Raw genomic sequence first — 26,972 nt, 5'->3', positions numbered from 1 at the left:
GAATCTCGCAATATATAATCATCCCAGTGTGTGACGTGCTCGTCATGCCCTGACTGCCGTCAGGACAGGCTCGATTTCATGTGTTTATATTTGTCTTTTTAAGGTCACATGGAATCTCGCCATGATAATCATCCCTCCGTGCGTCGCTTGCGTCATGCTCGATTTCATCTAACTTTGTGGGTAAAATTTCTCAAAAATAAGTCACTCTTGGGATAAAATGAAATTAGCCAGGTTTCATTAGGCCCATTTGAACCACATAAATGGATATCTCTTAGGTATACTCTTGGTGAAAAAATGTATTAGGACTCAACAACCTATCTTTACACCTAAATTTTTCCAAATAGTACTGCGTGTTGGTTCAAGAAAATAAACATAAAAACCTTGTATTGTTTTATTTTGTAAAAGGAACTAATTCAATTTTGAGGAGGTTTTCAAACCTAGAATGAAATAGAACATAATAAATTATGAGCTGGAAAAAATTAAACAATATTTCGCAGATTGAAGAAATTGTTAACGAAAGCAAAGAAAAACCTGTTCTAGTATTCAAGCATTCCAGTAGATGTTCCATAAGTAGTATGGCATGGAACAGAGTAGAAAGAAATTGGAAAAAAGAGGACAGTGAAAAAATTTCGCCTTATTTTCTAGATTTGATTGCATTTAGGGACGTTTCAAATGCCGTTTCGGAGGCCTTTAAAATTCCCCATGCCAGTCCTCAGGTAATTTTAATAAAAGACGGAAAAGCCGTTTACGCCAATAGCCATATGGGTATTAATTACCAAGACATACTTTCCAATATTAATTAAAGTGTCCTGATTACATTTTACTGACATATAAGGCCGGAAAATACCGGCCTTATTTTTTGCCATTAGAAACCAAATTTCCCCTTTCAAAACAATCTGTAATAAGGGGTTAAACTTTTTGCCAACCCTGGAGGTCTAAGGATAACATTAACTTCATGCACATGAAATGCCCATTAGAAAGAATTCTCACACAGGGGGATGATTTATCCAGGGCATTCCATCTGACCATTGAAAAACAAATATAAACAGATGAAAATCTTTACTGCTTTTTTAATTTTCACCCTTCTTGCTACCCTTGCTGCGCAGGGTCAACAAAGAAGGAGGGATGGCCAAGCATCCATACCCGTGATAAAGGGTAAAGTGGTGGAAGATGGTACAGTCAACCCCATGATAGGGGCAAACATCATGATCAAAACGCAGGGAGATTCCCTCTATTCCAACACCGTTTCCGGCTTGGATGGTACTTTCGAGATCCCATATCCAGGGCTACCAACCTTTAAGCTGGAAATCTCCTACATGGGCTATCAAAAGTTTGTAAGGGAATTTAGCGGGGGCACCCCTCTTGAACTTGGGGCAATAGGGCTTAAAGAGGACAGTGAGCTGCTTAGGGAAGTGGTAGTTGAAGGACAAGCCGCAATCGGAGAGATGAGAGGAGATACTGCCGTATTTAATGCCGCTGCTTTTAAAACCAGGGAAAATGCAATGGCTGAAGACTTAATCATCAAACTTCCTGGTGTGACCATGGAGAACGGGCAACTTCAAGCTCAAGGTGAGCAGGTGCAAAGAATCCTGGTGGATGGAAGGGAGTTTTTTGGCAGTGACCCTTCCATCGCTATGCGAAACCTTCCGGCAGACATGATAGAAAGTGTAGAAGTGCTTGACCAGCGATCCGATCAGGCTCGGTTGACGGGTATTGATGATGGTAATTATGCCAAAACCATCAATATTATTACCAAGGGAAATATGAGGAACGCTCATTTTGGACGGGTATATGGCGGATATGGCACTGACAACAGATATTCCCTGGGAGGAAACATCAATTTCTTCAAAGGGGACAAAAGAATTTCCTTGATAGGGATGTTTAATAACGTGAACCAACAAAATTTCTCCTCCGATGATTTATTAGGCGTGACAAGTGGAGCCGAAGGAGGTGGTAGGCGCCGCGGGGGTGGGGGCCCTGGTGGGGGAAGACCAGGTGGGGGCCGAGGAGGTGGTGGCAACAACTTTGGTGTGCCTCAAAACAACGGCATCGTATCCACCAGCTCCATAGGGCTGAACTATAGCGACAAATGGGGAGAGAAGGTTAATTTCACTGGAAGCTACTTCTTTAACAACACGGAAAACACCGTTTTCGAAAACACCAACAGGGAAACCATACTTACCGAACAACAGAGTCAGTTTTATATTGAGGACCGCTTGTCTACCATCAACAATTTCAATCACCGGATGAATGGAAGGATGGAATACGACATCAATGATAAAAACGCATTGATTGTAATGCCTTCCATCAGCTTCCAAAACAACGAACTATTCTCGGACTTGGACGGTATTAACCTCAACAACAATCTGGACCCACTTAGTGACACAAGAACAATATCAGACAACGAAACTAACGGATACAATATCGCCAACACCTTGACCTACAGGTATAAGTTTGACAAACCTGGAAGAACCATTTCTGCGGATGTATTTACAGCCTGGAATCAGAGGGATCAATTGACAGACCTGATAGCCAGAAATAGGGACTACGTACGCAGCAGTATGGATACATTGGTACAAGAAACCACCGCACTTTCTGATGGTTTCAATTACAGAACCAACCTTACCTATACCGAACCGATAGGAGAGCGATCCGTAGCTACAGCCACCTATCAAATCGGAAACAACAAAAGCTCAGCTGATCAAAAAACCTTTCAACTGGCCAATGAACAGGGCATTATGGTGCTGGATACAGCACTCAGCAATGAATTCGACAATAGGTTCCTCACCCAAAGAGCGGGGATTGGTTACAGGTACAATCACAAAGGGTTCAATGCCAATATTAACCTTGACTATCAATATGCCAAACAGGTCAACGATATCGTGTTTCCCGTGGAGGGAAATTTCGTAAGGGACTTCAGGAATGTGCTACCTACGGTGATCGTCAATTATAGAACCGAAAATGGGATCAATTATCGTCTAAGGTACCGTACCAGCACCAATGAACCATCCGTAAACCAGGTTCAAAATGTAATCGACAATAGCAACCCCCTCAACTTGACTTTGGGTAACCCGGATCTGGGACAAAGCTTCAACAACACCTTCTTTCTGAACATGTCCAAGGTGGATATGGAAAAAAACAAGACCTTATTCATGTTCCTGTTTGCCCAGGTTAACCGCAACTTTATCGGCACCAATACCTTTGTAGCCGCACAAGACACCATGATCAATAACGAGGTATTGCTGAGAAGTGGTGGGCATATATCCAGCCCTGTCAATCTGAACGGACAGATGAACTCCCGGTTTTTTGTTAACTATGGCACTAGTATTCCCAAGTTAAAGACAAAAGTAAACTTCAACCCAGGCATTAGCTATGGCAGGACTCCAGGTATTATCAATGGGCAAAACAATATCAACGAGAATTTCGATTTTCGACAAGGGGTTACTTTTGCCAGTAACATCAGTAAGGATGTGGATTTTACACTTTCAACAATGGGAACCTATACCATTGTGAAAAGTAGCCTTCAAACCAACCTGGACAACAACTATTACATTCAAAACAGCAACCTGAGGTTTTATTATTCTCCCAACGACGGCAAAACCTTTATTGCAAACACGGCGAACAATATGCTTTACAGGGGATTGTCTGAAGGCTTAGACCAGTCTGTATGGCTATGGAATGTGGAAGCGGGATACAGGTTTCTAAAAAACAACAAAGGGGAACTGAAGTTATATGTCTTTGACTTGCTTAAACAAAACAACAGCATAAGCCGAACAATTTCGGATGTGGCCGTCACGGATGTATTTGCCAATGTGCTTACACGCTATACCATGCTTTCCTTTACCTATATCATAGGCAACTTTAAAAAGCCCGCCGAAGAGCCTGGTCGAGATGGCGGTTTTAGGCCCTCTATGCGTCCTGGAGGAGGAGCCAGAAGTTGGTAGTCTAACCAGTAATAATTGCTTCAAAGGGGCCAGGTCTTTACTTATTTTTTAAAATAAAACCCGACAAAAAATTGCCGGGATTTATTCTAACAAAAATCCATTAATCTATGGGTGTAAAGTAATAAATGGACTTCCTTAAAAAATGGCAAGGAAGTTCCAAATTTTTGTAATATTGTTCCAATAACCTTTATATTGCATAAAAACCTTCCTTTTTGGTTTTTATCTCATCTTCTTTACACAGATAAACCTCTTCCTCCTAAATGAATGCCCGAAGCTCATTAATCATAATTGCTATAAGCATCTTCATCAATTTTCAGGCTTACACCCAAACAGCTTCTGCAAAAAGATCGCTCCCCTTAACCAGTGCTTCACCCGGAAGTACAAGAATGTCAGAGGAACGTGTGCAAAAAATAGACGCAATGTTAAGGGAGGCCGTGGATCAGCAGGAGGTTCCGGGTGCGGTGGCTTTAATCGTCCGAAATGGTAAAATCATCTTTCACGAGGCATATGGATTGGCAGACTCGGAAAAAGAAACCCTGATGGACAAAAACCATATTTTCCGTATAGCCTCCCAAACCAAGGCAATTACTTCCACTGCGGTGATGATGCTTTGGGAAGAAGGCAAATTCAGGCTGGACGACCCCATATCGAAATTTATTCCCGAATTTAAAACCCCAAAAGTAATTACCGGTTTTAACTTTTCCGATACCACCTTCAATAGCCGTCCAGCAGAAAAGGAAATCACCATTCGCCATCTGTTAACCCATACCTCGGGAATTGGCTATGGGGTCATTGATGGAGACGAAAGAATGCAACTCCTCTATCGTAAAGAGGGTACCACAGACCTTTTTACATCCGAAGATATAAGTATAGCCTCCTCTGTAAAAAAAATTGCCAAAATGCCTTTGGCATTTGACCCTGGCACCCAATACAAGTACAGTTTGGGGCTAGATGTTCTGGGTTATTTCATAGAGGTGGTTTCAGGAAAGCCTTTTGATCAGTTCTTAAAAGAGCGGATCTTCGAACCCCTAGGCATGAAGGATACAGGTTTTTATTTACCCGAGGAGAAATCAGACAGGTTGGTTGCCATTCAGCAGCAAGTGGATGGGGAATGGAAGAATTACCCAAATACTTTTTATGATGTGAATTACCCCGTTAAAGGTGCAAAGCGGTTTTTCAGTGGGGGTGCAGGGCTCTCCAGTACCGTTAAGGACTATGCTGCATTCCTGCAATTGTACCTCAATGGGGGTGAGTATAATGGCAAACGACTACTGAGCAAAACCACAATAGCCACTATCATGGCCGACCAAACCGGGGATTTGTATGGTGGGGAAGACCAATACCATGGACTTGCATTCGGAGTCAACGCTATTGGGGAGGAAGCCAAGGGTGGAAGTGGTAGTGAGGGCACTTTTTATTGGGGAGGGTACTTCAATACCCAATACTTTGCCGACCCCAAAGAAAAAATTATCGGGTTGATTTTTAAACAAACCCGAGGCCCGTCCAATGACAATACTTCCTGGAAATTCAAGCAAATGGTCATGAGTGCTGTGGATGACTAAATAATAGCATTTTCACTTTTTTTAGTTGGCCTTGTTGCTTGCACCATCAAAATGGTGTGATAATTGTATTCGGTGTAAAAAATCTAATACAGTTTTTATTTCTTTCTCAGACTTATGCTCACGGCTTTCAATAAATGTGTGGTAGTATTCCTGTTGGTTATTTCCCTAATCCCTATCAGTATCGCCCAAGAAATCAGTGGTGCGGTTAATTTAAAAGTTGGCGTTCCCATAGGAGGGTTCAGATCTGAGGCTGGCGGAGTATTACTTCCGCAGATTGGGGCTGAAGGTTTGTATCATTTGGAGGGCACAGCCATACATCTTGGGCTTGATGTTGCGTACGGACGATATGGAACAGACCTTCACCGCAGCAATGCTATCTTCCCGGGGGTGAATCAAAATTTCAGGATCAGAAGAAACAATAACTTCATGACCTTTTTGGGAGTGGTAAGATTCATGCCAAGGCAGGATCTCGCCTTCTCTCCCTTTCTAGAAGCTAAAGTAGGAGGAATTCATACCTTTACCAGGTCCAGTATCAGAGAGGACAGGGTCTCAGAGTCTATTGCATCGGGCACAGAGGTCTATGATTGGGCCCTAACCTATCAATTAGGGGCCGGATTGATGAGGGCACTGAATTCCTCTAAAGATTTTTTTGTGGAATTTAAACTTTATTATGTCAACACGGGGGAAATGGAATACCTGACCCGAAGAGGCGCTACTTATGATGCCGGCGGGGATTTAATTCTTAACACCCTTACTTCTCCCTTTCAAATGGTACAACCATCGGTTTCTTTTAGGTATTTCTTCCCTTAAATTTTCAGCTGGCATATCGCAGATTTATGGGTTTTACCTTGCATATCCTCAAATAATGAGGCATTTATAAACTTATATCCTAAAAAAAGAGTAATTTTGAGGTCGAATACAAACATTTGATTTATTAAAATGAAACTCTTATTCAACACTTTACTCCTTCCAATCCTCTTTTTTGCTTCATTTTTTGTCCATTTTAAACTGATGGGCCAAAATAGTTATAATGTGGCCACCTACAACATTAGGTACGATAATCCTGGGGATGAAGGGAACCTCTGGAAGGATCGTTCTCCCCACCTTATCAACTTGATCCAATTTCACGAGATGGATATCATTGGCACCCAGGAGGGGCTTTACAATCAACTTGAGGACATGAGTAGGGAGCTGGATTTCCCCTATTTAGGGGTAGCAAGAGACGATGGAGATAAAAAAGGAGAATACAGTGCAGTGTTTTACAACCCGGAGAAATTTGAACTTTTGGAGCATGACACCTTTTGGTTGTCCGAGACCCCCGAGGAGCCCTCAGTGGGATGGGATGCAAGCATGGAAAGGATTTGTTCTTATGGCAAATTTAAAACGAAAGAAGGGGAAAAGACTTTTTACGTCTTTAACGTCCATTATGATCACAGAGGCCAAGAAGCCAGGGAGAATAGTAGTAAACTTCTCATGGAGAAAATCGAAGAAATCAATACCGAGCATCTACCCTGTATTTTAACCGGGGATTTTAACGTCACTGATGATAATCCAGCTTATAAGGAAATCATTGAGGATGGAAAACTAAAGGACACCATTAACCTGGCTCCTTTCAGCCATGGCCCAGAAGGCACATTCAACGCTTTTAATTGGGACTATCTCCCAGAAAGAAGGATTGATTATGTTTTTGTTTCAAAGCACTTCGAGGTAGTGCGGCATGGCACCCTTTCCGACAACTATGGAAAGAAATATCCTTCGGATCATTTCCCAGTAATGGCCGAAATAAAGTTTTAACCTACCAATCACACAGAAATTTATTGCCCTGGAATAACATTCATGATGGAATGAGATCCAGGGTTTTTTGTTGCCCCTCCTGGAAAGAACCTAGGGATAGTGCCAAAAAAAGATATTTGTGTTAATTTTGCGCCGCTAAATACAGTTTGCTATGACGCTTTCCACCAAATATAATCCAGCAGAAACAGAATCCAAATGGTATGATTACTGGATAAAGAATGGACATTTCAGCAGTAAGGTTGACCCTGAAAAGGAACCCTATTCCATCGTAATTCCTCCGCCAAATGTGACCGGGGTATTGCACATGGGACATATGCTCAACAACACTATCCAGGACATTCTCATCCGAAAGGCCAGAATGGAGGGAAAGAATGCCTGCTGGGTACCCGGAACAGACCATGCTTCCATTGCCACCGAAGCTAAAGTGGTTGCCATGCTAAGTGAAAAAGGAATCCAAAAAAAGGACTTGACCAGGGAAGAATTCCTCGCTCATGCATGGGATTGGAAAGAAAAGTATGGTGGGATAATCCTGGAGCAACTGAAAAAGCTTGGTGCTTCCTGTGATTGGGACCGAACAAGGTTTACCATGGATACCGATCTAAGTCAAGCAGTGGAAAACGTGTTCATTGATTTGCATAGCAAGGGAAAAATCTACCGTGGAATCCGCATGGTAAACTGGGACCCAAAGGGAAAAACGGCCCTTTCGGATGATGAGGTGATTTTTAAAGAAGTAAACTCCAACCTTTTTTATATCCACTACAAGATTGAGGGCAGTACCGAACAGCTTACCATCGCGACCACAAGACCTGAAACCATAATGGCAGATGTAGCCATATGTGTACATCCCGAAGATGAAAGGTTTAAAAACCTGATTGGGAAAAAAGCCCTTATCCCCTTGATCAACCGCCCCATCCCCATCATAGCAGATGAATATGTGGACAGGGAGTTTGGTACTGGTTGCCTTAAAATTACTCCTGCACATGATATCAATGATTACGAAATAGGTATAAGGCACCAATTAGAGGTAATTGACATCTTAAACGATGACGGTACTTTAAATGAAAAAGCTCAAATTCTTGTCGGTGAGGACAGGTTTTTGGCAAGGAAGAAAATAGGAAAATTACTCAATGAGGCAGGCCAACTCGCCAAAGTAGAAGCCTACACCTCAAATGTTGGCCATTCCGAACGAACGGATGCCATCATAGAACCCAGACTTTCCCTTCAATGGTTTCTGAAGATGGAGGAAATCACCCAGCCGGCCCTAAAGGCTGTTATGCAAGACAGCATTCGCTTATTTCCACCAAAATTCAAAAACATGTACCGAAGCTGGATGGAGAATGTGAGGGATTGGTGTATTTCAAGGCAGCTATGGTGGGGACATCGAATTCCTGCCTACTATCTTCCTAACGGAAAGTATGTAGTAGCAAAAAGCATGGATCATGCGATTCAATTAGCTGAGGAAAAATTTGGTGAGATATATACTCCAGAGGACATAAAGCAAGATGAAGATGTACTTGACACTTGGTTTTCGTCTTGGCTGTGGCCCATTTCGGTATTTGACCCCAATTATTTTGAAACCGGAAAAGCCAACAAAGACCTAAGTTATTATTACCCCACCAATGACCTGGTCACAGCACCTGAAATTTTGTTTTTCTGGGTGGCAAGGATGATAATAGCCGGCTATGAATATACAGGAAAACCCCCTTTCAGGAATGTTTACCTTACCGGAATAGTACGAGACAAGCTGGGAAGAAAAATGTCCAAGTCTCTTGGAAATTCCCCAGATCCTCTGGAGTTGATCAAAAACTTTGGTGCGGATGGGGTTCGCGTAGGTATGCTGCTCAGCTCGCCAGCGGGAAATGACTTGCCATTTGATGAAAAACTGGTAGAACAAGGCCGTAACTTCAGCAACAAAATCTGGAATGCCTTTAGGCTTACGCAAGGATGGGAAATTCAAGAAGGGGACAATTCCGAAAACCACACTGCCATACAATGGTTTGAAAACCGTTTCCATCAGGCGTTGGCAGAAATCGAAGATCACTTTGAAAAATTCAGGATCTCCGATGCATTGATGAGTACCTATAAATTGGTCTGGGATGATTTCTGCTCCTGGTACCTGGAAATGATAAAACCTCCCTACCAACAGGCCATTGACCAGGCCACTTATACTTCCACCATTACCTTCTTTGAGGATATCCTGAAAGTACTTCACCCCTTTATGCCTTTCCTTTCCGAGGAATTGTGGCAACAAATTCGGGAGCGAAGTAATGAAGAAGCATTGATAGTTTCAAATTGGCCAAAGGTCTCCCCATATGATGAAAAGCTGGTAGTAAATGCCCAGCATGTCTTTGAGGTAGTGTCCCAGGTAAGAAACCTCAGGGCTTCTAAAGGCCTATCTCCCAAAGAGCCCTTAACCCTTGCGATAAAAACAGATAATAAAACCAGGTTTATAGGGTTTGAGCCATTGATGAAAAGATTAGGTAACCTTGAATCCTTGGAATTCAAGAATGAGCTTGAGGATGCCGCGAGTTTTGTAGTAAAGGCAGATGAGTGCTTTGTCCCCTTGAGCACTCAAGTAAACGCAGAGGAAGAAAAAGCAGCAATTCAAGAGGAAATCAAATACGTGAAGGGATTTCTCCAGACGGTGGAGAAAAAGTTAGGTAATGAGCGTTTCGTGAACAATGCCCCAGCCAATGTGGTGGAAAAAGAAAAGAAGAAGCTTTCGGACGCAGAGGCCAAGTTGAAGGCCTTAGAGGATAGTTTGACGAAACTAAACTAGCCTAGAACTTAATGGCAAGGGAAGTTACTATCGAGGAATTTCCCCTGCTCATAAGCCCAGCAGGCCTTTCAAACACAGGTTCTGGGCTAAGAAACCTCCGTCCTTCAATTCGTAAAAGGGCGTTTTTTGCCGGTTCAAAGTCCACATTAAGGGAGACGCCGGAGAGCCTCATCCCCTCCTCAAGGATAACAGCAGCCTGATCGGAATAGTATTCGCCTCTTAGGGCAACGCGGAAGGATTCCCACAGTCGCTTTTGAAGAGAAATGGTAGTTCCATACCACTTGTTTAAATTACGTGTAAACAACCTTTCCTCTATCCCTAAGTCGGCGCCCACTGTGATGCCATAGGTTGCCCACTGATATTGCCAATAGAAATTATTGAAAAATCGGTTAAGTCTTATAGTTTGTGGGTACTCGTTACCGAAGTAATTGGCATAGTTTATCACCATCCCCTCTATGGGTCTGTAGTTTACCCCGGCACCCATTCCCAAGGATTGGTTTCTTTTGGTCCTTTGCACATTTTGCCAACCATTGGTAAGCCATAAAATAATGTCCAAATTCTCATTATAAGAATAGGTGAACCTTGCCCCTGTGAGGAAGTAGGGGGAATTTTCAGCCATCAGGCTCCTTCCCAAATGCCAGCATTCCATTCCAATCGCACTTTCAAAACCTATATGGGAAGGCATCACCCCCATATCCAGCCATAGATTCTCTAACAACCTAATACCTACGGAAGCCTCATACACCATCTGTGCCCAAGCAGGCTCATCCGCCAGGTTATATTGGGCATAGTTACCTGTCATCACCGATAAGTTGGCCCTTACCTGCTCCTGCTGGTATTGCAACTTCACTAAACCTAGGTTGAGGGAAAATTCGTTGTGCCTTTTGAAATTATACAAAAAATGGGGCCTTTCATGATGTTCGGGCATGTTGAAGTCATAGGCAAAATAGGCTTCTACATACCCTTCGATGGAAAATGGTTGTGAAGGGGTGGTTTGGGCAAGGAGCAAACTGGATAGAAAAAGACCCATCAGCCCCATGAAAATCGTTTTCATAGTAGATAGGCACCCTTCTCTGGGGCACCATTATTATTTGCCACGAAAGGTTTTATCATAGAGTTCAATAGAATCTATTATTATTTTTTTTGCTTCTTCCTTTCCCAAAAAGTCCTCCACCTTAACGTCCTTATTTTCCAGCTTTTTGTAATCTTCAAAGAAACGACGGGTTTCTTTCATCAAGTGAGGAGGCAATTCAGAGATCTCCTTTATGTAATTTACGGATTGGTCATCGGCAGCTACTGCAATGATCTTATCATCGGCTTCTCCACCGTCAATCATCCGCATCACTCCTATCACTTTGGCCTTCACCAAGGTTAAGGAGGGTATATCAATCTGGGAAATTATCAGAATATCCAATGGGTCGTTATCCTCACAAAATGTCTGTGGGATAAACCCATAATTCGCAGGGTAATGGACGGCTGAAAATAGCACCCTGTCCAGCAAAAGCATCCCAGTTTTTTTATCAAGCTCGTATTTGCCTTTACTACCTTTTGGTATTTCAATAATTCCTGTGACCAATTCAGGAGCCTCGTCACCAATACTGACATCATGCCATGGATTATTCATAAAAAAAAGAATTAGGTTCTACAAAATAACAGAAGCAAAATTACCCCCATTTTAGACAAGTATCAAAATATGCAATACAAAAAACAGCCCTTAAGTTAATTTATTCTTTTCTTTTTTCGGATAGGTTCGGCAAGACAACCCTCATGGTACTCCCCTCGTTGGGTTTGGACTCCAGCTGGATACTTCCTTGAAGCTGCTCAATAGATTCCTTCACCATATAAAGCCCCAGCCCCGAACCTACATTCCTTTGAGTGGCTCTGTGAAAAAGGTTGAAAACTTCTTGGTGGTGTTTTTCCTCAATTCCAATCCCATTGTCGCTCACCACAATAGAGGCGTGGATTTCATCTACTTTAATCGTAATGCCTATCTTATTAGGTCCCTCATCCTTACGGAACTTATAGGCATTACTGAATAAATTATTCAAAATAACTCTTATTTTGGCCTCGTCAGAGTGAAAAGGGGCTTCTTGTTGGATGTCAATTGCAATTTCCATTTTGTCCAACTCCCATTTTTTTCGATAATCAATCATTTGTTGCTCCAGAACCTCTTTGAAATAAACTGGTTCTATGCGGTTGTCCATCTTGGTGGATCTATAAAAATCCAACATTTTATAGATAAAGTCGTCCAGTTTCAAAGTGGCCTCATCAATCATTTCAAAGTACTCCAAAATACCATTGTCGTCCGTTTCCATTTTGGCCAATTTTGATATCCCAGAAATACTCATCAGGGGCCCTCTAAGCTCATGACTAAGGCTATAGACAAACCTGTTCATTTCCGAATGCAGCTTTTCTAAGCGGTCATTTTTGATCTTAAGCTCCTTTCTGGCGTCATAGATGTCCGCAGCATTGAATATGGCATTTTTGATTTGCTCCAGGTTCCATGGCTTGTCAATAAACCGATACACCTCTCCTTTATTGATGGCATCTATCACACTGGCAATATCAGAATACCCAGTAAGTAAAATCCTTATTGGTTTGGGGTTTACTTCAACCAATTTCTCAAAAAATTCCACCCCTGTCAATCCCGGCATACGCTGATCAGCAATCACCACCTCAAACTCTTCCTGCTGAACCAATCGAAGACCTTCCTCTGCATCTAAAGCTGTAGAAACTTTAAAGTCCTTTCTCAAGCTTGCTTTAAACGAGCTAAGGTTGTTATCCTCGTCGTCTATATATAGTACTTTGACTTTTCTTTTAGTCATGGTGCTACTTTTTTTGATTCGTCGGTAGTTTTATGATAAAACTGGTTCCTACATTGGTTTCTGACTCCACAGTTATGGTTCCCTGATGGTTTTCTATAATGGTATAGACAATGGAAAGACCCAACCCAGTACCCTTACCCACTGGTTTTGTGGTAAAGAACGGCTCAAAAATCTTTTCCCTAATGTGTTCAGGCATTCCCGGGCCATTATCTTTAATTTCGATAAAGATATCATCTCCTTTTACTTTTGTACTAATAGTAAGCTCAGGCTCCCTGTTTTCTATAGGATGGTCAAGCATGGCATGTACAGCATTGCCAATGATATTCATGAAGACCTGGTTTATTTTTCCCGCTAGGCATTCCACCATTGGCAATTGACCGTATTCTTTTATTACTTTTACCCTTCCTGCCATGGAGTTGTTCAGCAAAATGAGTGTACTGTCCAAACCGTCATGGATATCTACCTCCTTCACATCTTGTTCATCGATCCTAGAAAACAACTTCAGCCCTCTCACAATTTCGACTGTCCTTTTGGCTCCATCTTCCATCCCGGCAAGAAGTTGATCGATTTCAGTGATGAGGTAATCGATTTCAAGCTCTTCTTCCAATTCGTTGACCTCAGATTTACTCTGCTCCGAAAAATCCTCATCCCCTTTTTCCTTATACAGGTCCATCAATTCCAATATATCCTTGATATCTCGCTTGAGGGGGGAGATATTGGAGCTCACAAAGTTTATGGGATTGTTTATCTCATGAGCAATACCTGCTGTCAGCTGACCAAGGGAAGCCATTTTTTCTTGGTTCACCAATTGAGTTTGGGTATCCTTTAAGTTCTGCAAAGTATGCTCAAGCTCCATAGTTCTGGATTTCACCATTTCCTCTAAGTAAATGTTTTGCTCCTTGATCAACCTCTCATTTTCCTTTAGGGCTTCCAGTTTGTCATGCTGTTCTTTTTCTTTTTCTTTTTTTAGGATATTGATCTTATCTGCCAGCGCAAAGGAAAGCAAGAGTGCCTCTATAGCTGTCCCTGCCAGTAGAGGTAGGTTTGCGTATGCACCCAGGTCCACCAAGCCCAGGTTGTTTAAAATAAAGGTTACCAGACCAAATAATAAAAAACTCCATGCAAGCAAGAAAAAGTAGGCTGACCTATCCCCCCTCTTTGCAACATACACCCCAATAGTAATGAACGCAATGGTCAAGACAAGACCATTTAGGTCTATTAACTGATAACTAATTTGTATAAATCCTAGCAACCTTAATACCAATGCTAAAACGTAGGACACTACAATGAGGTAGAGATACTTATCATATTTGGGCAGGTAAACATTGGTTTTCAGGAACAACTGAACGAATGGAATCACAAAAAGGCTGGAAAGGGTAGTAAAGCCAATGATACTTACTTCATAGAGCCAGGCATTCTCCCATAAAATGAAATAGGAATGGCCTGAAATGGATAATTGTGCTAGGGCAATAAACAAAATATAAAAACAGTAAAACAGGTAAACCCTATCTTTTACAGAGAAAAACAGAATGAGATTATACAGAAAAAGCGCGATCATTACCCCAAAATAGGCACTTACTATTACCGTACGTTTACTGCTATTTTCAAAAAAGGCTTTTTCAGTTGAAAGTGTGACATCAAACTCAAAAGGGACCATTGAACTGACCTTTAGAATTAACTCCCCACTGAATTTTTCATTGTTTTCTAGGATAAAATAGGGATTCGGGTTTTTCAGTACATCCCTATCTTTAATCAGGTTTCCTGCTCGATCCAATAAAAAAACGTTTCCTTCTCCATCCAAACGAAATAGATCCGCAGATCTGATGGTAGGACTGTTGATTTCTAAATAGTAACTGTTGCTTGGGTCGAAACCATCATGGTCTTTTAAATCCAATTTTATCCATAATGGCTCTTCTATAACCCCCAAATCTACTTTTTTTTCAACAAGCGAGTTAAAATACTCACCATGCTGAAAGTCTTCGGTACTTTCGATTTCGCCAACATAATATCGGTATTGCTGAAATGTGTACCCATCATAACTCCCAAAAACCACTACATAATAAATGATTGGCACCGTAACCATTAAAATCAAAAACAACGTCAGTAAAACGTTTTTGAGGTCTCTATAATTTCTCATTTCAATGGTTTAGGGATTTTTAATTCAAATTGCAACTCCATTTTTCCTCTTGGACCACTCTCAGTCGTCTTAAAGTTGATTTTTTCTCTCAATTCGAATATGTAGTCTCTCTCCGCGGGGTTAGCCAATGGTAGTTTATCAATATCATTGATTTGCAGTGCCGTTGCGATAAGGCCTTCCTTCGGATAATAAAAAGACCCATTATCCCCCAAGCTGGAAATTACCTCATAACCCACGCTCTTTGAAATACTCAGTGTGACGGGAGAACTTAAACCAAAGAGTTTTTTGAGCCTTAATTGGGGTAATATTGCAATTCCCACTCTTACCAAATAAATGCTGCCAATCCCATAACCAGCTACTTCCCTGCTGTTCCAAAGCCCGCAATATTCAGCCACTTCCAGATCCCCAAACTCATCCATAAATGGCACTATCCTTGGGTCAATATCCATTATGGCGGTTTCAAAAGGAAGGGGGAAATTAATAGTCCTCAGCTGGATTCTGCCACCCCCAAGTACCCTGAAGTCTTCCATGGACTCAAAAAGTATCAAATACACATGAGGGTTTAGGGCCCAGGATCTATCTGCCGAGGTAACCTTTGTAATCCCGTATGATTCCAAAACCTTATGGTGCCCGTAAATATACTTTTCAGTAGCGTCCACATCGTCTATGGCACGTATGATTCTAACTCTTACCTTCATACGACCCGATAATTTGCTCTAAATCTATGTAGTATCTTCCCGAAGGAACCTTTTGTCCAAGTAAAATCATTCGGGCGTAGTGGCAACAAATAGCCCCACCCATTATTACCGAAGATGCAAGCTGAGGCCAGGAGGTAATGCTTTTACCCAATTCCGAAAAACTAAACTTCACCCTTTCCGACAGGTTCTCGTATTGTAGAAGACTCATCATCATCTCCTTGCCCCTGTTGGCTAAGGAAGGGACAAGCTCTCCCTCTGAGCCAAATTCCCCTAAAAGTCCGTGAAAAATGGGTCTTTCCGGATCTTGGTCAAATCTTTCAATATCTATCATACCCCTATCACTTGTATCCATTAAAACCGGTATACCCAAGGATTTGGCCTTAATCCTACTACCAATTTTAATTGGTAAGCTGTCGCATTCTTCTACAAGTAAATCCAAATTACCGTTTAAAGTAAAAAAATCATCGATATTTTCATCATTGATGCCCTCATTATATAATGTCAATTTTAGATAAGGATCAATTTCTGCTATTTCTCTCGCCACAATATACGTCTTTTTAAGGGCTAAATTAAAAATCCCTGTCCTTATTCTATTCATATTCCCAAGATCTAAAGAATCAAAGTCGGCAATTACCAATTCCCCAAAACATCTTTCCATAGCGAGACTCAGTGCCACACTCTGACCTACAGACAACCCAATGATACCTATTTTCTTTTGGCTTAGGCTTTCTTGTTCTTCCTTTGTGATTTTGTATTTGTTCCGGACTGTCCTGACAGCAACAAACTCCTCCTCTTCCAGCACACTTACCAGGGTATTTCTCCATGGATAAAAGACCCAATTCCCGTAATCATCGCTTTTCAATCCTTTTTCCTTAAAAAACTCCTCGGCCTTTTTTTCAAGAACCGCACTTGTCATTTGCTCATTGGGATTGGTCTGCCTTATCCATTCACTTAGTTGGCTTTCCAACTGATCTTGGACAATTACCCTTTTGTCATTGATTAAACTTTCAAGCTGTTTTCTATCCTTTGAAAAACGTTTGGATAAAATGAGGGGTCTATATTGATCTTTGAACTCATCCTCCCTCCCCTTGGTTTCAAACATAGTAGAAATTCATCATGTAGGTGATAATGGATATAAAGTTATATTTTTGATTGCATAATCAATTAAAAATGCAGGAAAAAATTGATACTTTTTCTATAAAAGTCAATTTATTTATTGCAAATTTAAAAATCATGTTTTGATTTCCAATATTTTTGAAGGATGTTCGTCTGATCCTAATGAAAAATCAATTGTTTTTATGATCTTTAGGATTAGAAAGATGGTTCTTTTTTGATTAATTGTTTCATAACAATATATTTAGCCCATGGAAAGAGATAAGATCAAAGTCCTTTATGTAGATGATGAGGTGAACAATCTACAGGCTTTTAAAGCTACTTTTAGAAGAGACTACAAGATTTTTTTAGCCGAATCCGCAAAGGAAGGAAGGGAAATCTTGTTGAAAGAAGACATCAATGTTGTCATTACCGACCAGAGGATGCCGGAAGAAAACGGGGTGGATTTTTTAGAGTCCATCATCCCAATGCACCCGGATCCAATGAGGATTTTACTTACCGGGTACACGGATATCCAAGCGGTAATCGACGCCATCAATAAAGGAAAAGTGTATCATTATCTCACCAAACCCTGGGAAGAGGATTATTTGAGAACAGTGGTGAAAAACGCCCATGAGGTGTACTCTTTAAGAAAGGAAAACAAACAACTCACCGATAGTCTCATCAAGGCAAATGACCAACTCGAATTCCTGCTAAGACAGAACCTTTTGTCTTAACTGCTATTATTAATACCTAGCAGCAAGCAACAATTGGAGTTCCTTGTGGGTCATCATAAACTTCCTAGCCAAATAGGCGTTGGTAAGGCTTCCCCTGTAGGTATAAACCCCTTTCATAAACCATTTGTAGTTAAAAATCATCTCCTCGGCTCCGCAAAGGTCGGCCATTTGAAGTAAAATTGGGGTAAAAATATTACTCATAGAATAGGAAGCCGTTCGAGCTACCCGGGAAGCAATATTGGGCACACAGTAGTGAATTACCCCATGCTTTTCAAAAATAGGTTCATCATGGGATGTCATCTCGGCTGTCTCTATACAGCCACCCTGATCAATGCTTACATCTATGATGATGCTTCCCTCCATCATCTTCGTGACCATCTCTTCTGATACCACCATTTTAGCCTTTCCTTTTTCAGCTCGGAGAGCACCTATTACCACATCGGCTTCTTGCAAGGCATGCCCTAAGGTGTAATTGTCTATGGTAGAGGTATATACCTGTTGTCCAAGCAATTGCTTTATTCTTCTGAGCTTATAGAGTTGATTGTCAAAAATCTTAATGTTTGCACCCAAACCCAAGGCCGCCCTTGCGGCGTATTCAGCTACGGTACCAGCCCCGATGATTACCACCTGCGTTGGAGGCACCCCAGTAATTCCTCCCAAAATCAGTCCTTTCCCATTACTGACGCTGCTTAGGTACTCCGCAGCCACCAGCATGACTGTACTGCCAGCAATCTCGCTCATGGCCCTGACCACTGGCATACCCCCTACCTTATCCTCCAAATGTTCAAAAGCAACGGCAGTGATTTTCCGCTTGTTGAGTGCATGGATAAATGCAGCATCTTGTTTACCAATCTGCAATGCAGAAAGAAGGCAACTTCCCTGGGGCATGTAGCCAATTTCTTTAAGGGAAGGGGGCTCCACCTTCAATACAATCTCCACGTCAAAAACCTCTTCGGAGGAATACACCACCTTTGCACCTGCATCGGAAAATTCCTGATCCGAAAACTTGGATAATAAGCCCGCACCACTTTCGACTAGAACCTCCTGCCCATTGTTTACCAATAAACCCACAGCTTCAGGCGTAAGTACCACTCTTTTTTCTTGGGAACAGGCCTCTTTCGGAATACCTATTTTCAAGGCTTTCCTTGCATTTCCGGTTTTTGCTGGTGCCTCCTTTGTCACTGGAGTAGCACCGGTTATTTCTGTAAATGCAGATTTAGTCGCCATCTTGCACCATGGTTACGGTTATGTCTCTATTTTCTTCTCCTTTTCGAAGCAATTCTATCAAGGCAAAGTTTTCAGGAATCAATTCAGCTATCCGCTCCCCCCATTCCACCCAGCAATATGCTCCACTATTGAAATATTCGTCCACCCCAATCTCTATCGCCTCCTCTATTTTATCTATCCGATAAAAATCGAAATGATAAAAAACATCTCCCCGCGGATTCTGATATTCGTTTACTAGGGAGAAGGTAGGGCTGCTGACACGATCAATTATATTCATCTGCCTGGCAACCTCCTGAATAAGGGTGGTCTTCCCTGCCCCTAGCTCTCCTTTGAATACCCATACCCTTTGATCTTTGCATAAATCTATTACAAATTTGGCGCATTCCGAAATTTGTGCAAGTCCATTACAGTTAAAAGTATTCAAGGCTTTTCTTACTTTGGCAACATATGGATAATGGGTACTATCATCTCTTCCAAGGAGACCCCTCCATGCTGAAAGGTGTCCCTATAGTAGTTCACGTAATAGTTGTAATTATTGGGGTAAGCAAAGAAATAATCCTCTACGGCAAACACATACCCAGTAGAAATATTGAACTTAGGCAGCTTTCCTTCATCCGGTTTATTGATTTCAAAAACTTTCCCAGATTCAAAGTTAAGGTTTTTACCTTGTTTGTAACGGAGATTCGTCGTAACATTTCTGTCTCCTATAATTTTATAAGGCTTATTTACCCGCTTGGTACCATGGTCTGTGGTGACAATCACTTCGGCACCTGCTTCCTGGATCTTCTTAAAAAGCTCAAACAATGAACTGTGCAAAAACCAGCTGTAAGTCAAGGACCTGTATGCGGATTCATTGGGGGCGAGCTCCCGGATCATTTTCATGTCTGTTCTGGCATGGGACATCATATCCACAAAATTATATACTAGCACATTCAAGTCGTTTTTCAAAAGGTTCGGGAAGTTTTCCAAAACTGCTTTTCCTTGGTTTACCTGCAAAATCTTGTGATAACTGGACTTAATGTTCAACCTGTTTTTCTTAAGGTTAATTTTAAGGAATGCGTCCTCATTATTGTTTTTGCCCTCATCCGTATCCTCTCCTTCCCACAGGTCCGGATGAAATTTGGCCATATCCAACGGCATCATCCCACTAAAAAGGGCATTACGGGAATATGCAGTTGTGGTGGGTAAAATGCTGAAATAGGTGTCGTCACTCTGCACCACGAAATACTCGCTCAATATTGGCTCCAAAATTTCCCATTGGTCCAGACGCAGGTTATCTATCACCACGAAAAACAAAGGCTTACCTTGCTTGACATGAGGAAAAACCATTTCTTTCATCACTTGGTGGGAAAGAACGGGCTTTTCCATATGGGGGTCATTGAGCCAGTCCAGGTAGTTCTCTTTTATAAACTTGGTGAAATTTGCATTTGCCTCCACCTTTTGGGTTTCCAAGACTTCCTGCATGCTTTTATTTTCCGTCTCATCAATTTCAAGTTCCCAGTAGGTCAGTTTTTTATAAATATCGGTCCATTCGTTATGGTCTATGGCATCATTATAAGCCATGCTTATGTTCCTGAAATCCTGCTGATAAGACAAGTTGGTCTTTTCACTGACAAGCTGCTTATTCTGAAGAATCCTTTTCATAGATAAAAGGATCTGGTTTGGATTGATGGGTTTGATCAAATAGTCGGCGATTTTGGCCCCTATTGCATCATCCATGATGTGCTCCTCTTCGCTTTTAGTGATCATTACTACTGGAATTTGGGGCTTTAGCACCTTTATTTGTTGCAATGCCTCCAGCCCTGTCATCCCGGGCATCATTTCATCCAAGAAAATCACATCATAATTGGTACCTTCGACTTTTTCCACAGCATCCAAACCACTATTTACCGTGTCGATGTCGTACCCCTTTTGTTCTAAAAACAATATATGGGGCTTCAGTAAATCGATTTCATCATCCGCCCAAAGTATCTTGAATTTTTGCATCTCTTTGAATTTAATACCTATTTGAATATTTTATTTACTTTTGGTAATAATTTAACACCTCGCTAAAACTAATGGGCCATTGAAAAGCCACAAAATTATCAACGACCCGGTATATGGATTTATAACCATTCCAAGCGAATTGATTTTCGCGATTATCGACCATCCCTACTTCCAGAGGTTACGCAGAATCAAACAACTTGGTTTGACAGACTACGTTTATCCGGGTGCCCACCATACCCGATTTCATCATGCCATAGGCGCCATGCACCTAATGAGTGTGACTTTAGACCATCTGAGAAACAAGGGAATTGAAATCAGCGACCAGGAATATGAAGCTGCTTTAATTACCATTTTGCTACATGACATAGGTCATGGCCCTTTTTCGCATGCATTAGAGCACAGCATGTTGCAAAATGTTTCACACGAAGACCTTTCCTTGCTCTTTCTTGAGACTTTAAATAAGCAATTTAACAGCCAACTTGATTTGGCAATACGGATTTTTAAGAATATTTATGAAAGAAAATTTTTCCATCAATTGGTCAGCAGCCAGTTGGACATAGACCGCCTGGACTATCTACAGAGAGACTGCTTTTTTACCGGGGTTTCGGAGGGCACCATAGGGGCAGACCGTATTATCAAAATGATGCACATTAAAAATGACCAACTGGTGGTAGAAGAAAAGGGCATATACAGTATTGAAAACTTCTTGAGCGCCAGGAGATTAATGTATTGGCAGGTGTATCTTCATAAGACCACGGTAAGTGCGGAAAAGATGATGATAAACCTGATCCAAAGGGCAAAAGACCTGAAAACAGATGGGAAAAAACTGACCTCATCCCATGCTTTAAACTATTTCCTGGAAAAGGAAAGGGGCATGTCCGACTTTAAAACCAACCCAGATACGCTCACCATGTATTCCCAATTGGATGATTACGATATTTGGGGAGGTTTGAAATTCTGGCAACATTCTGGCGATTATGTCATACGAAAAATTTCCCAAATGTTTTTGTCCCGCAACCTTTTTAAGGTCACCCTGTCCGGGCATCCTTTTTCGTCCACTGAAATAGAGGAGTGGAGATCAAAAACCCTAATGAAACTTGGTATTCCTGCAGAGGATTTAAGGTATTTCTTCACGCATGGTACCATTAGCAACCATGCTTACACGGCAAAAGAAAACATTTATATACTTGCAAAATCAGGTAAAGTAATGGACGTAGCCCAGGCTGCAGATCTACCAAACATCAAGGCAATGAGCAAAATTGTAAAAAAACATTACGCATGTCGGGCTAAAGAATTAACTTTACCTTAAAATAACTTTAATTACATGGAATTTACCATCAATGAGATAGCCAAACTTTTGAATGGCAAAATAGAAGGAGATGGTTCGCAGAAAATAATCAACATCAATAAAATCCAAGAGGGCAAACCAGGTGACATCAGCTTTTTGTCAAACTTAAAGTATGAACCCCATCTATATTCCACAGAGAGTAGTGCCGTAATTGTTTCGGAAAATTTCACCCCCAGCAAACCGGTGGCAACCACACTTGTGAGGGTTAAAGATGCCTATTCAGGATTTACCGAGTTGCTACAAATGGTGGAGAAGCTCCAAAAGCCGGACTTACTGGGTGTGGAAGAACCTTGCTTCATGCATGAAAGTAGCCATATGGGGGAGGAAGGATTCCGGGGAGCATTCTCCTACATTGGAAAAAATTGTAGTATTGGAAGAAATGTGAAAATCCACCCACAGGTGTATATTGGAGAGGATGTGAAAATTGGAGACAATTGTGTGTTTTATACCGGTGTGAAAATCATTTCCGGCACACAAATAGGAGAAAACTGCGAATTTCAGCCAGGAGCCGTGATAGGCAGTGATGGGTTTGGTTTTGCTCCACAGCCAGATGGCACTTACAAAAATATCCCCCAATTAGGTAATGTTGTCATAGAGGATGATGTCAGTATAGGTGCAAACACCACCATTGATTGTGCCACTATGGGGTCCACTATCATCAAAAAAGGCGTGAAAATTGACAATCAGGTCCAAATTGCTCACAATGTGGTAATCGGTGAAAATACTGTTATTGCCTCCCAATCCGGTATTTCAGGGTCAACCGAAATTGGTAAAAACTGTGTTTTGGCCGGAAAATCAGGAATTATTGGTCATCTCAAAATCGCAGATCGAACCACCATAGGCGGCAATACGGGAGTCATGAAAAACGTAAAAAAGCCGGGACAAACCCTACTTGGTTTCATAGGAATTGACCTCAAAGACTACCTTAAATCCTTTGCCGTTTTTAAAAAGCTCCCCCAGTTAGAGGATAAAATTAAAGATCTGGAAAAAAAACGATAAATTTGTGGCAAAACTAATTTTTGTATTGTCTCAGTGAAAAAGTTTTAATGAAAGTAAAACAACACACAATAAGTAAACAGGTAACCCTCTCTGGAGTAGGATTACACACTGGAGTAGAAGCTACCATGACTTTTCTTCCTGCAAAGGCTAACCACGGATACAAATTCCAACGAATGGATATGGAAGGTCAACCCACCATAGATGCCGATGTGGACAACGTAGTGGACGTATCTAGGGGAACCACTTTGGAACAGAGTGGGGCAAGGGTGTTTACCGTAGAACATGTGCTTGCAGCCCTTGTGGGATTGGAAATAGATAATGTATTGATCCAACTGAATGGCCCAGAACCACCCATTTTGGATGGAAGCAGTATTCCTTTTATTGATATTCTAGAAGAGGCCGGTTTAGAGGAGCAAAATGCCCTGAGGCGTTTTTTCGAAATCCCCGAAAGCATCCATTATAAAGATAGTGCTAGGGAAGTAGAAATGGCAGCTCTTCCTTTAGACGACTTTAGGGTTACTGTAATGGTCGATTATAATTCCCCCGTATTGGGAAGTCAGCACGCATCAATTACGGATATCAGCCAATTTAAAACCGAAATTGCCTCCTGTAGGACCTTTTGTTTCCTGCATGAGCTTGAAATGCTTTATAACCAAAACCTCATAAAAGGTGGTGACCTTAACAACGCGATCGTAGTGGTGGATAGGGCAGTAAAAGAAGAGGAATTGGTTAATTTGGCGAAAATGTTCAATAAGCCAAAAGTGGAAGTCCGGAAAGAGGGAATTTTGAACAATGTGGAGTTAAGGTATAAAAATGAGCCCGCCAGGCACAAGTTACTGGATGTAATTGGAGACTTGGCATTGGTGGGCAGGCCTCTAAAGGCCCAGATTTTGGCTGCAAGGCCCGGGCATGCTGCTAATGTGGCGTTTGCTAAAAAAATAAAAAGAGCCATGGAGAAAGCAGGCCCCATGCATATACCTTATTATGACCCCAAATTACCCCCTGTATTAGACATCAACCAGATCAGTAACATACTACCACATAGATATCCCTTCCAGTTGTTGGATAAGATAATTTATTTGGATGAATCGGTCGTGGCGGGAGTGAAAAACGTCACTATCAATGAACCGTTTTTTATGGGACATTTCCCCAATAACCCTGTCATGCCGGGAGTGCTACAGGTAGAGGCCATGGCACAAACCGGAGGTATTTTGGTGTTGAGTACAGTAAATGATCCCGAAAACTACTGGACCTATTTTCTAAGCATAGAAAATTGCAAGTTCAGGAAAATGGTGCTGCCAGGTGACACTTTAATCTTTAAGTGTGAATTACTTAACCCCATCCGCAGAGGAATAGCAAAGATGAAAGGAGAAGCTTTTGTGGGTAATACACTAGTATGTGAGGCGGTAATGACTGCCAGTATAGTAAGAAAAGACGCATGATCAGTAATTTCGTTCAAATACACCCCAATTCAAAAATAGCAGATAACGTCACCGTGGAAGCTTTCACCACTATCCATGAAAACGTGGAAGTGGGTGAGGGAACCTGGATAGGATCTAACGTAACCATCTACCCAGGTGCCAGAGTTGGCAAAAACTGCAGGATTTTCCCTGGGGCAGTAATTTCTGCCATTCCCCAAGACCTCAAATTCAAAGGCGAAGATTCTCTGGTGGAAATTGGAGACAATACTACAATTAGAGAGTGCGTCACTATCAATAGGGGGACTATTGATAAAAAAACCACCAAAATTGGAAGCAACTGCCTACTTATGGCCTATGTACATGTGGCCCATGACTGCATCATAGGAAACAACGTCATCATAGCAAACACTGTACAAATTGCAGGGCATGTAAATGTAGACGACTGGGCATTCATCGGTGGAAGCAGTGCCATCCACCAATTTGTGAAAATTGGGATGCACAGTATGGTATCCGGAGGATCCTTGGTAAGGAAAGACGTACCGCCATTTACCAAAGCCGCCAGAGAACCACTTAGTTATGCAGGGGTAAATTCCCTGGGCCTTAGGAGAAGAGGGTTTAGTAGTGAAGCTATCAATCAAATACAAGAAGTGTACAGGCTGCTTTTTTTGAACAGCATGAACAATAGCCGTGCATTGGAAGAAATAGAAGTTAACCTTCCTGCCACCAAAGAAAGGGATGAAATCGTTAATTTCATCCGATCCTCCGAGAGAGGAGTAATGAAAGGATACATCCAATAACAGGATGGTGGAAATCAACCTCCATAAAGCCGCCAAACGCTTTCAGTACGAATGGGTGTTTAGAAATATAGACCATGTTTTTCCCCCTGGAAGCCGGACGGCACTAACAGGAAACAACGGCTCAGGAAAATCCACTTTGCTAAGGTGCATCGCGGGTCAGACCCCTTTGACCTCAGGAGACATCGACTATAAATTGGGCACTGCGTCCATTTCCTCGGCTAACCACTACCAATATATAAGTATTAGCGCCCCTTATTTGGAGCTCCCTGAGGAATTCACCCTGCTTGAGTTTCTACGTTTCCACTTCAGTTTTAAAGGATACAAAAAAGGATACAACCTCCATAAAGTGGTAGAAGCCATGTACTTGAATAACGCCTTAAACAAACAAATCCTGAATTTTTCTTCTGGAATGAAACAACGGCTAAAATTAGGGATTTGCCTGTTTTCCAACGCAAAATTATTGCTTTTGGACGAACCCACTACCAACCTGGATAAACAGGGGATAGACTGGTACCAGGAAACCATAAAAACCCGAACGGAGGGATGTACCCTCATTGTGGCCTCTAATGAGGCTAGGGAGTACGGGTTCTGTGATGCCGACCTGCAAATGCAAAAATATAAAGCCTGAGAAAAGACTTTGAATGTCTACCATATTGAGTAAATTTACAGGTTGCTATATAACTATTATCATGAACAAAAAAGTCCTTTTATTGGTGCTGTCCATCCTTCCGCTGATTATTTCCTGTGGCAGTGATGATGATGGCCCTCAATTAAGCCCAGAGCAAGAAGCAAGGCAGCAACTTGCAGGTGAGCAAGGCAGCCTTACTTGGGCTATCGCCGGCGGAGGTTCGGTCTCCAAGGATGGAGTTTCTCAAACTGGTGACTTTGCAAATTTTGAAATAACCTTCCTCAACAATACCGGTGGACAAAATTATACCACAGCAAATGGAGGCAACCTGTTCAACGCAAATGGATCCTGGTCGGTGACAGGTGAAAACCTCGATAGGCTATTGCTTACTGGCAACCAACCTGCATCGGGCAGGGAAATTGCGTTTACCAGAAACCAGGAAAGCCTACGGTTGGAATTCACAGTGGCCCCTCCCTCAAATGCAAGGGTAAGCGCGTTGGCAGGATTTTACGTAATTGAACTAAGAATTAAAAACTAAAACAAACAACAATGAAACCCAAAAACCTTTATTTTGCATTAGCCTTATTTTTATTTGTAAACCTTTCCCTTATTGCGCAGGACAAAGCAGTCCCGGCAGTGGAAAAGGCGGTAGAAGAATTGCGCGAGGCAATGTTAAATGGGGATAGAGCAAAACTAACTTCGCTTTCCTCCAAAAAACTGACCTATGGCCACTCCAATGGGGTAATAGAAAACCAAGAAGACTTTGTGCAGGCCTTGGCAAGTGGGGATTCCAATTTCACCAGCATAAACCTTTCCGAACAAAGTGTCGATATTTCTGGCAATGTAGCCTTAGTGAGACACAATCTTAGTGGAACCACGCATAACAAAGGAGCGGATCCAGCAGACGTGAACTTAGGCATACTATTGGTCTGGCAAAAAGAGGGTAAAAGCTGGAAATTATTGGCCAGGCAGGCCTTCAAAAGATAAAAATTTAATTT

The 26,972-nt window shown here is 41.8% G+C and carries 23 protein-coding genes; 14 read left to right on the top strand and 9 right to left on the bottom strand.

All coding sequences use genetic code 11. The annotated features are described in order from the left end of the window. Positions 1-464: 464 nt before the first annotated feature. The 6 genes from ytxJ (at position 465) to DB520_RS24535 (ending at position 10,079) form a co-directional block, all read left to right on the top strand. Positions 465-803: a bacillithiol system redox-active protein YtxJ gene (gene ytxJ / locus DB520_RS24560; RefSeq protein WP_114752430.1), complete on the top strand. Its 339-nt coding sequence runs from the start codon at positions 465-467 to the stop codon at positions 801-803. 246 nt (positions 804-1,049) lie between these two features. Next, complete coding sequence (locus DB520_RS24555; protein WP_114752429.1) at positions 1,050-3,944, top strand: TonB-dependent receptor; 2,895 nt, start codon at positions 1,050-1,052, stop codon at positions 3,942-3,944. Between the two features lie 260 nt (positions 3,945-4,204). Beyond that, the gene (locus DB520_RS24550) at positions 4,205-5,506 is read left to right on the top strand and encodes a serine hydrolase domain-containing protein (protein WP_114752428.1); all 1,302 of its coding nucleotides are present in this window, start codon (positions 4,205-4,207) and stop codon (positions 5,504-5,506) included. 114 nt (positions 5,507-5,620) lie between these two features. Then, complete coding sequence (locus DB520_RS24545; RefSeq protein WP_114752427.1) at positions 5,621-6,316, top strand: hypothetical protein; 696 nt, start codon at positions 5,621-5,623, stop codon at positions 6,314-6,316. A gap of 201 nt (positions 6,317-6,517) precedes the next feature. Next, positions 6,518-7,300, top strand: a complete 783-nt coding sequence (locus DB520_RS24540; protein ID WP_232835140.1) for an endonuclease/exonuclease/phosphatase family protein — start codon at positions 6,518-6,520, stop codon at positions 7,298-7,300. Positions 7,301-7,451: 151 nt separating this feature from the next. After that, positions 7,452-10,079, top strand: coding sequence for a valine--tRNA ligase (locus tag DB520_RS24535; RefSeq protein WP_114752425.1), 2,628 nt, complete (start codon positions 7,452-7,454; stop codon positions 10,077-10,079). A gap of 1 nt (position 10,080) precedes the next feature. Here DB520_RS24535 and DB520_RS24530 read toward each other — a convergent pair whose 3' ends face one another. The 6 genes from DB520_RS24530 to DB520_RS24505 form a co-directional block, all read right to left on the bottom strand. Then, entirely contained in the window at positions 10,081-11,133 is a 1,053-nt protein-coding gene (locus tag DB520_RS24530; protein ID WP_114752424.1) for an outer membrane beta-barrel protein, read from the bottom strand. Between the two features lie 33 nt (positions 11,134-11,166). Beyond that, positions 11,167-11,703 (bottom strand): inorganic diphosphatase, encoded by a 537-nt coding sequence (locus DB520_RS24525; protein WP_114752423.1) that lies wholly within the window; start codon positions 11,701-11,703, stop codon positions 11,167-11,169. A gap of 100 nt (positions 11,704-11,803) precedes the next feature. Then, positions 11,804-12,904, bottom strand: coding sequence for an ATP-binding response regulator (locus tag DB520_RS24520; RefSeq protein WP_114752422.1), 1,101 nt, complete (start codon positions 12,902-12,904; stop codon positions 11,804-11,806). Between the two features lie 4 nt (positions 12,905-12,908). After that, positions 12,909-15,041, bottom strand: coding sequence for a 7TM diverse intracellular signaling domain-containing protein (locus DB520_RS24515; RefSeq protein WP_114752421.1), 2,133 nt, complete (start codon positions 15,039-15,041; stop codon positions 12,909-12,911). After that, entirely contained in the window at positions 15,038-15,739 is a 702-nt protein-coding gene (locus DB520_RS24510; protein WP_114752420.1) for a hypothetical protein, read from the bottom strand. The genes DB520_RS24515 and DB520_RS24510 overlap by 4 nt, the downstream gene beginning before the upstream one ends. After that, complete coding sequence (locus DB520_RS24505; RefSeq protein WP_114752419.1) at positions 15,723-16,841, bottom strand: ThiF family adenylyltransferase; 1,119 nt, start codon at positions 16,839-16,841, stop codon at positions 15,723-15,725. Before DB520_RS24505 ends, DB520_RS24510 begins: the two co-directional genes overlap by 17 nt. Before the next feature lie 262 nt (positions 16,842-17,103). Between DB520_RS24505 and DB520_RS24500 the strand changes: the two genes are divergently transcribed. Continuing rightward, the gene (locus tag DB520_RS24500) at positions 17,104-17,568 is read left to right on the top strand and encodes a response regulator (RefSeq protein ID WP_114752418.1); all 465 of its coding nucleotides are present in this window, start codon (positions 17,104-17,106) and stop codon (positions 17,566-17,568) included. 9 nt (positions 17,569-17,577) lie between these two features. Here the strand turns inward: DB520_RS24500 and DB520_RS24495 are convergent, their stop codons facing one another. The 3 genes from DB520_RS24495 to porX are packed head-to-tail and all read right to left on the bottom strand — an operon-like array spanning position 17,578 to position 20,781. Next, positions 17,578-18,795, bottom strand: a complete 1,218-nt coding sequence (locus DB520_RS24495) for an alanine dehydrogenase (RefSeq protein ID WP_114752417.1) — start codon at positions 18,793-18,795, stop codon at positions 17,578-17,580. Next, entirely contained in the window at positions 18,785-19,219 is a 435-nt protein-coding gene (gene tsaE, locus DB520_RS24490; RefSeq protein WP_114752416.1) for a tRNA (adenosine(37)-N6)-threonylcarbamoyltransferase complex ATPase subunit type 1 TsaE, read from the bottom strand. The genes DB520_RS24495 and tsaE overlap by 11 nt, the downstream gene beginning before the upstream one ends. 8 nt (positions 19,220-19,227) lie before the next feature. Further along, complete coding sequence (gene porX / locus DB520_RS24485) at positions 19,228-20,781, bottom strand: T9SS response regulator signal transducer PorX (RefSeq protein ID WP_114752415.1); 1,554 nt, start codon at positions 20,779-20,781, stop codon at positions 19,228-19,230. Positions 20,782-20,860: 79 nt separating this feature from the next. Here porX and DB520_RS24480 point away from each other — a divergent pair, with 79 nt between their 5' ends. The 7 genes from DB520_RS24480 to DB520_RS24450 all read left to right on the top strand — a co-directional run bounded on the left by DB520_RS24480 (position 20,861) and on the right by DB520_RS24450 (position 26,961). Continuing rightward, positions 20,861-22,090, top strand: a complete 1,230-nt coding sequence (locus DB520_RS24480; RefSeq protein ID WP_114752414.1) for an HD domain-containing protein — start codon at positions 20,861-20,863, stop codon at positions 22,088-22,090. Between the two features lie 15 nt (positions 22,091-22,105). Beyond that, complete coding sequence (gene lpxD / locus DB520_RS24475) at positions 22,106-23,128, top strand: UDP-3-O-(3-hydroxymyristoyl)glucosamine N-acyltransferase (protein ID WP_114752413.1); 1,023 nt, start codon at positions 22,106-22,108, stop codon at positions 23,126-23,128. Between the two features lie 47 nt (positions 23,129-23,175). Then, positions 23,176-24,570: a bifunctional UDP-3-O-[3-hydroxymyristoyl] N-acetylglucosamine deacetylase/3-hydroxyacyl-ACP dehydratase gene (locus DB520_RS24470; protein WP_114752412.1), complete on the top strand. Its 1,395-nt coding sequence runs from the start codon at positions 23,176-23,178 to the stop codon at positions 24,568-24,570. After that, positions 24,567-25,346: an acyl-ACP--UDP-N-acetylglucosamine O-acyltransferase gene (lpxA, locus tag DB520_RS24465; RefSeq protein ID WP_114752411.1), complete on the top strand. Its 780-nt coding sequence runs from the start codon at positions 24,567-24,569 to the stop codon at positions 25,344-25,346. The genes DB520_RS24470 and lpxA overlap by 4 nt, the downstream gene beginning before the upstream one ends. A 4-nt stretch (positions 25,347-25,350) precedes the next feature. After that, positions 25,351-25,974: an ABC transporter ATP-binding protein gene (locus tag DB520_RS24460; RefSeq protein ID WP_114752410.1), complete on the top strand. Its 624-nt coding sequence runs from the start codon at positions 25,351-25,353 to the stop codon at positions 25,972-25,974. 61 nt (positions 25,975-26,035) lie between these two features. Then, the gene (locus DB520_RS24455) at positions 26,036-26,512 is read left to right on the top strand and encodes a DUF5004 domain-containing protein (protein WP_232835139.1); all 477 of its coding nucleotides are present in this window, start codon (positions 26,036-26,038) and stop codon (positions 26,510-26,512) included. Between the two features lie 11 nt (positions 26,513-26,523). Further along, the gene (locus tag DB520_RS24450; RefSeq protein ID WP_114752409.1) at positions 26,524-26,961 is read left to right on the top strand and encodes a nuclear transport factor 2 family protein; all 438 of its coding nucleotides are present in this window, start codon (positions 26,524-26,526) and stop codon (positions 26,959-26,961) included. Positions 26,962-26,972 lie beyond the last annotated feature (11 nt).

Source organism: Pleomorphovibrio marinus, from assembly GCF_003347495.1.
Taxonomy (GTDB): domain Bacteria; phylum Bacteroidota; class Bacteroidia; order Cytophagales; family Cyclobacteriaceae; genus Pleomorphovibrio; species Pleomorphovibrio marinus.
This window is presented reverse-complemented; position numbering and strand designations above follow the sequence as displayed.

Bases quoted from the DNA above. Each gene is read 5' to 3' on its own strand.
- ytxJ (WP_114752430.1), top strand. From the start codon at position 465: ATGAGCTGGAAAAAATTAAACAATATTTCGCAGATTGAAGAAATTGTT.
- DB520_RS24555 (WP_114752429.1), top strand. From the start codon at position 1,050: ATGAAAATCTTTACTGCTTTTTTAATTTTCACCCTTCTTGCTACCCTT.
- DB520_RS24550 (WP_114752428.1), top strand. From the start codon at position 4,205: ATGAATGCCCGAAGCTCATTAATCATAATTGCTATAAGCATCTTCATC.
- DB520_RS24545 (WP_114752427.1), top strand. From the start codon at position 5,621: ATGCTCACGGCTTTCAATAAATGTGTGGTAGTATTCCTGTTGGTTATT.
- DB520_RS24540 (WP_232835140.1), top strand. From the start codon at position 6,518: ATGGGCCAAAATAGTTATAATGTGGCCACCTACAACATTAGGTACGAT.
- DB520_RS24535 (WP_114752425.1), top strand. From the start codon at position 7,452: ATGACGCTTTCCACCAAATATAATCCAGCAGAAACAGAATCCAAATGG.
- DB520_RS24530 (WP_114752424.1), bottom strand. From the start codon at position 11,133: ATGAAAACGATTTTCATGGGGCTGATGGGTCTTTTTCTATCCAGTTTG.
- DB520_RS24525 (WP_114752423.1), bottom strand. From the start codon at position 11,703: ATGAATAATCCATGGCATGATGTCAGTATTGGTGACGAGGCTCCTGAA.
- DB520_RS24520 (WP_114752422.1), bottom strand. From the start codon at position 12,904: ATGACTAAAAGAAAAGTCAAAGTACTATATATAGACGACGAGGATAAC.
- DB520_RS24515 (WP_114752421.1), bottom strand. From the start codon at position 15,041: ATGAGAAATTATAGAGACCTCAAAAACGTTTTACTGACGTTGTTTTTG.
- DB520_RS24510 (WP_114752420.1), bottom strand. From the start codon at position 15,739: ATGAAGGTAAGAGTTAGAATCATACGTGCCATAGACGATGTGGACGCT.
- DB520_RS24505 (WP_114752419.1), bottom strand. From the start codon at position 16,841: ATGTTTGAAACCAAGGGGAGGGAGGATGAGTTCAAAGATCAATATAGA.
- DB520_RS24500 (WP_114752418.1), top strand. From the start codon at position 17,104: ATGGAAAGAGATAAGATCAAAGTCCTTTATGTAGATGATGAGGTGAAC.
- DB520_RS24495 (WP_114752417.1), bottom strand. From the start codon at position 18,795: ATGGCGACTAAATCTGCATTTACAGAAATAACCGGTGCTACTCCAGTG.
- porX (WP_114752415.1), bottom strand. From the start codon at position 20,781: ATGCAAAAATTCAAGATACTTTGGGCGGATGATGAAATCGATTTACTG.
- lpxD (WP_114752413.1), top strand. From the start codon at position 22,106: ATGGAATTTACCATCAATGAGATAGCCAAACTTTTGAATGGCAAAATA.
- DB520_RS24470 (WP_114752412.1), top strand. From the start codon at position 23,176: ATGAAAGTAAAACAACACACAATAAGTAAACAGGTAACCCTCTCTGGA.
- lpxA (WP_114752411.1), top strand. From the start codon at position 24,567: ATGATCAGTAATTTCGTTCAAATACACCCCAATTCAAAAATAGCAGAT.
- DB520_RS24460 (WP_114752410.1), top strand. From the start codon at position 25,351: ATGGTGGAAATCAACCTCCATAAAGCCGCCAAACGCTTTCAGTACGAA.
- DB520_RS24455 (WP_232835139.1), top strand. From the start codon at position 26,036: ATGAACAAAAAAGTCCTTTTATTGGTGCTGTCCATCCTTCCGCTGATT.
- DB520_RS24450 (WP_114752409.1), top strand. From the start codon at position 26,524: ATGAAACCCAAAAACCTTTATTTTGCATTAGCCTTATTTTTATTTGTA.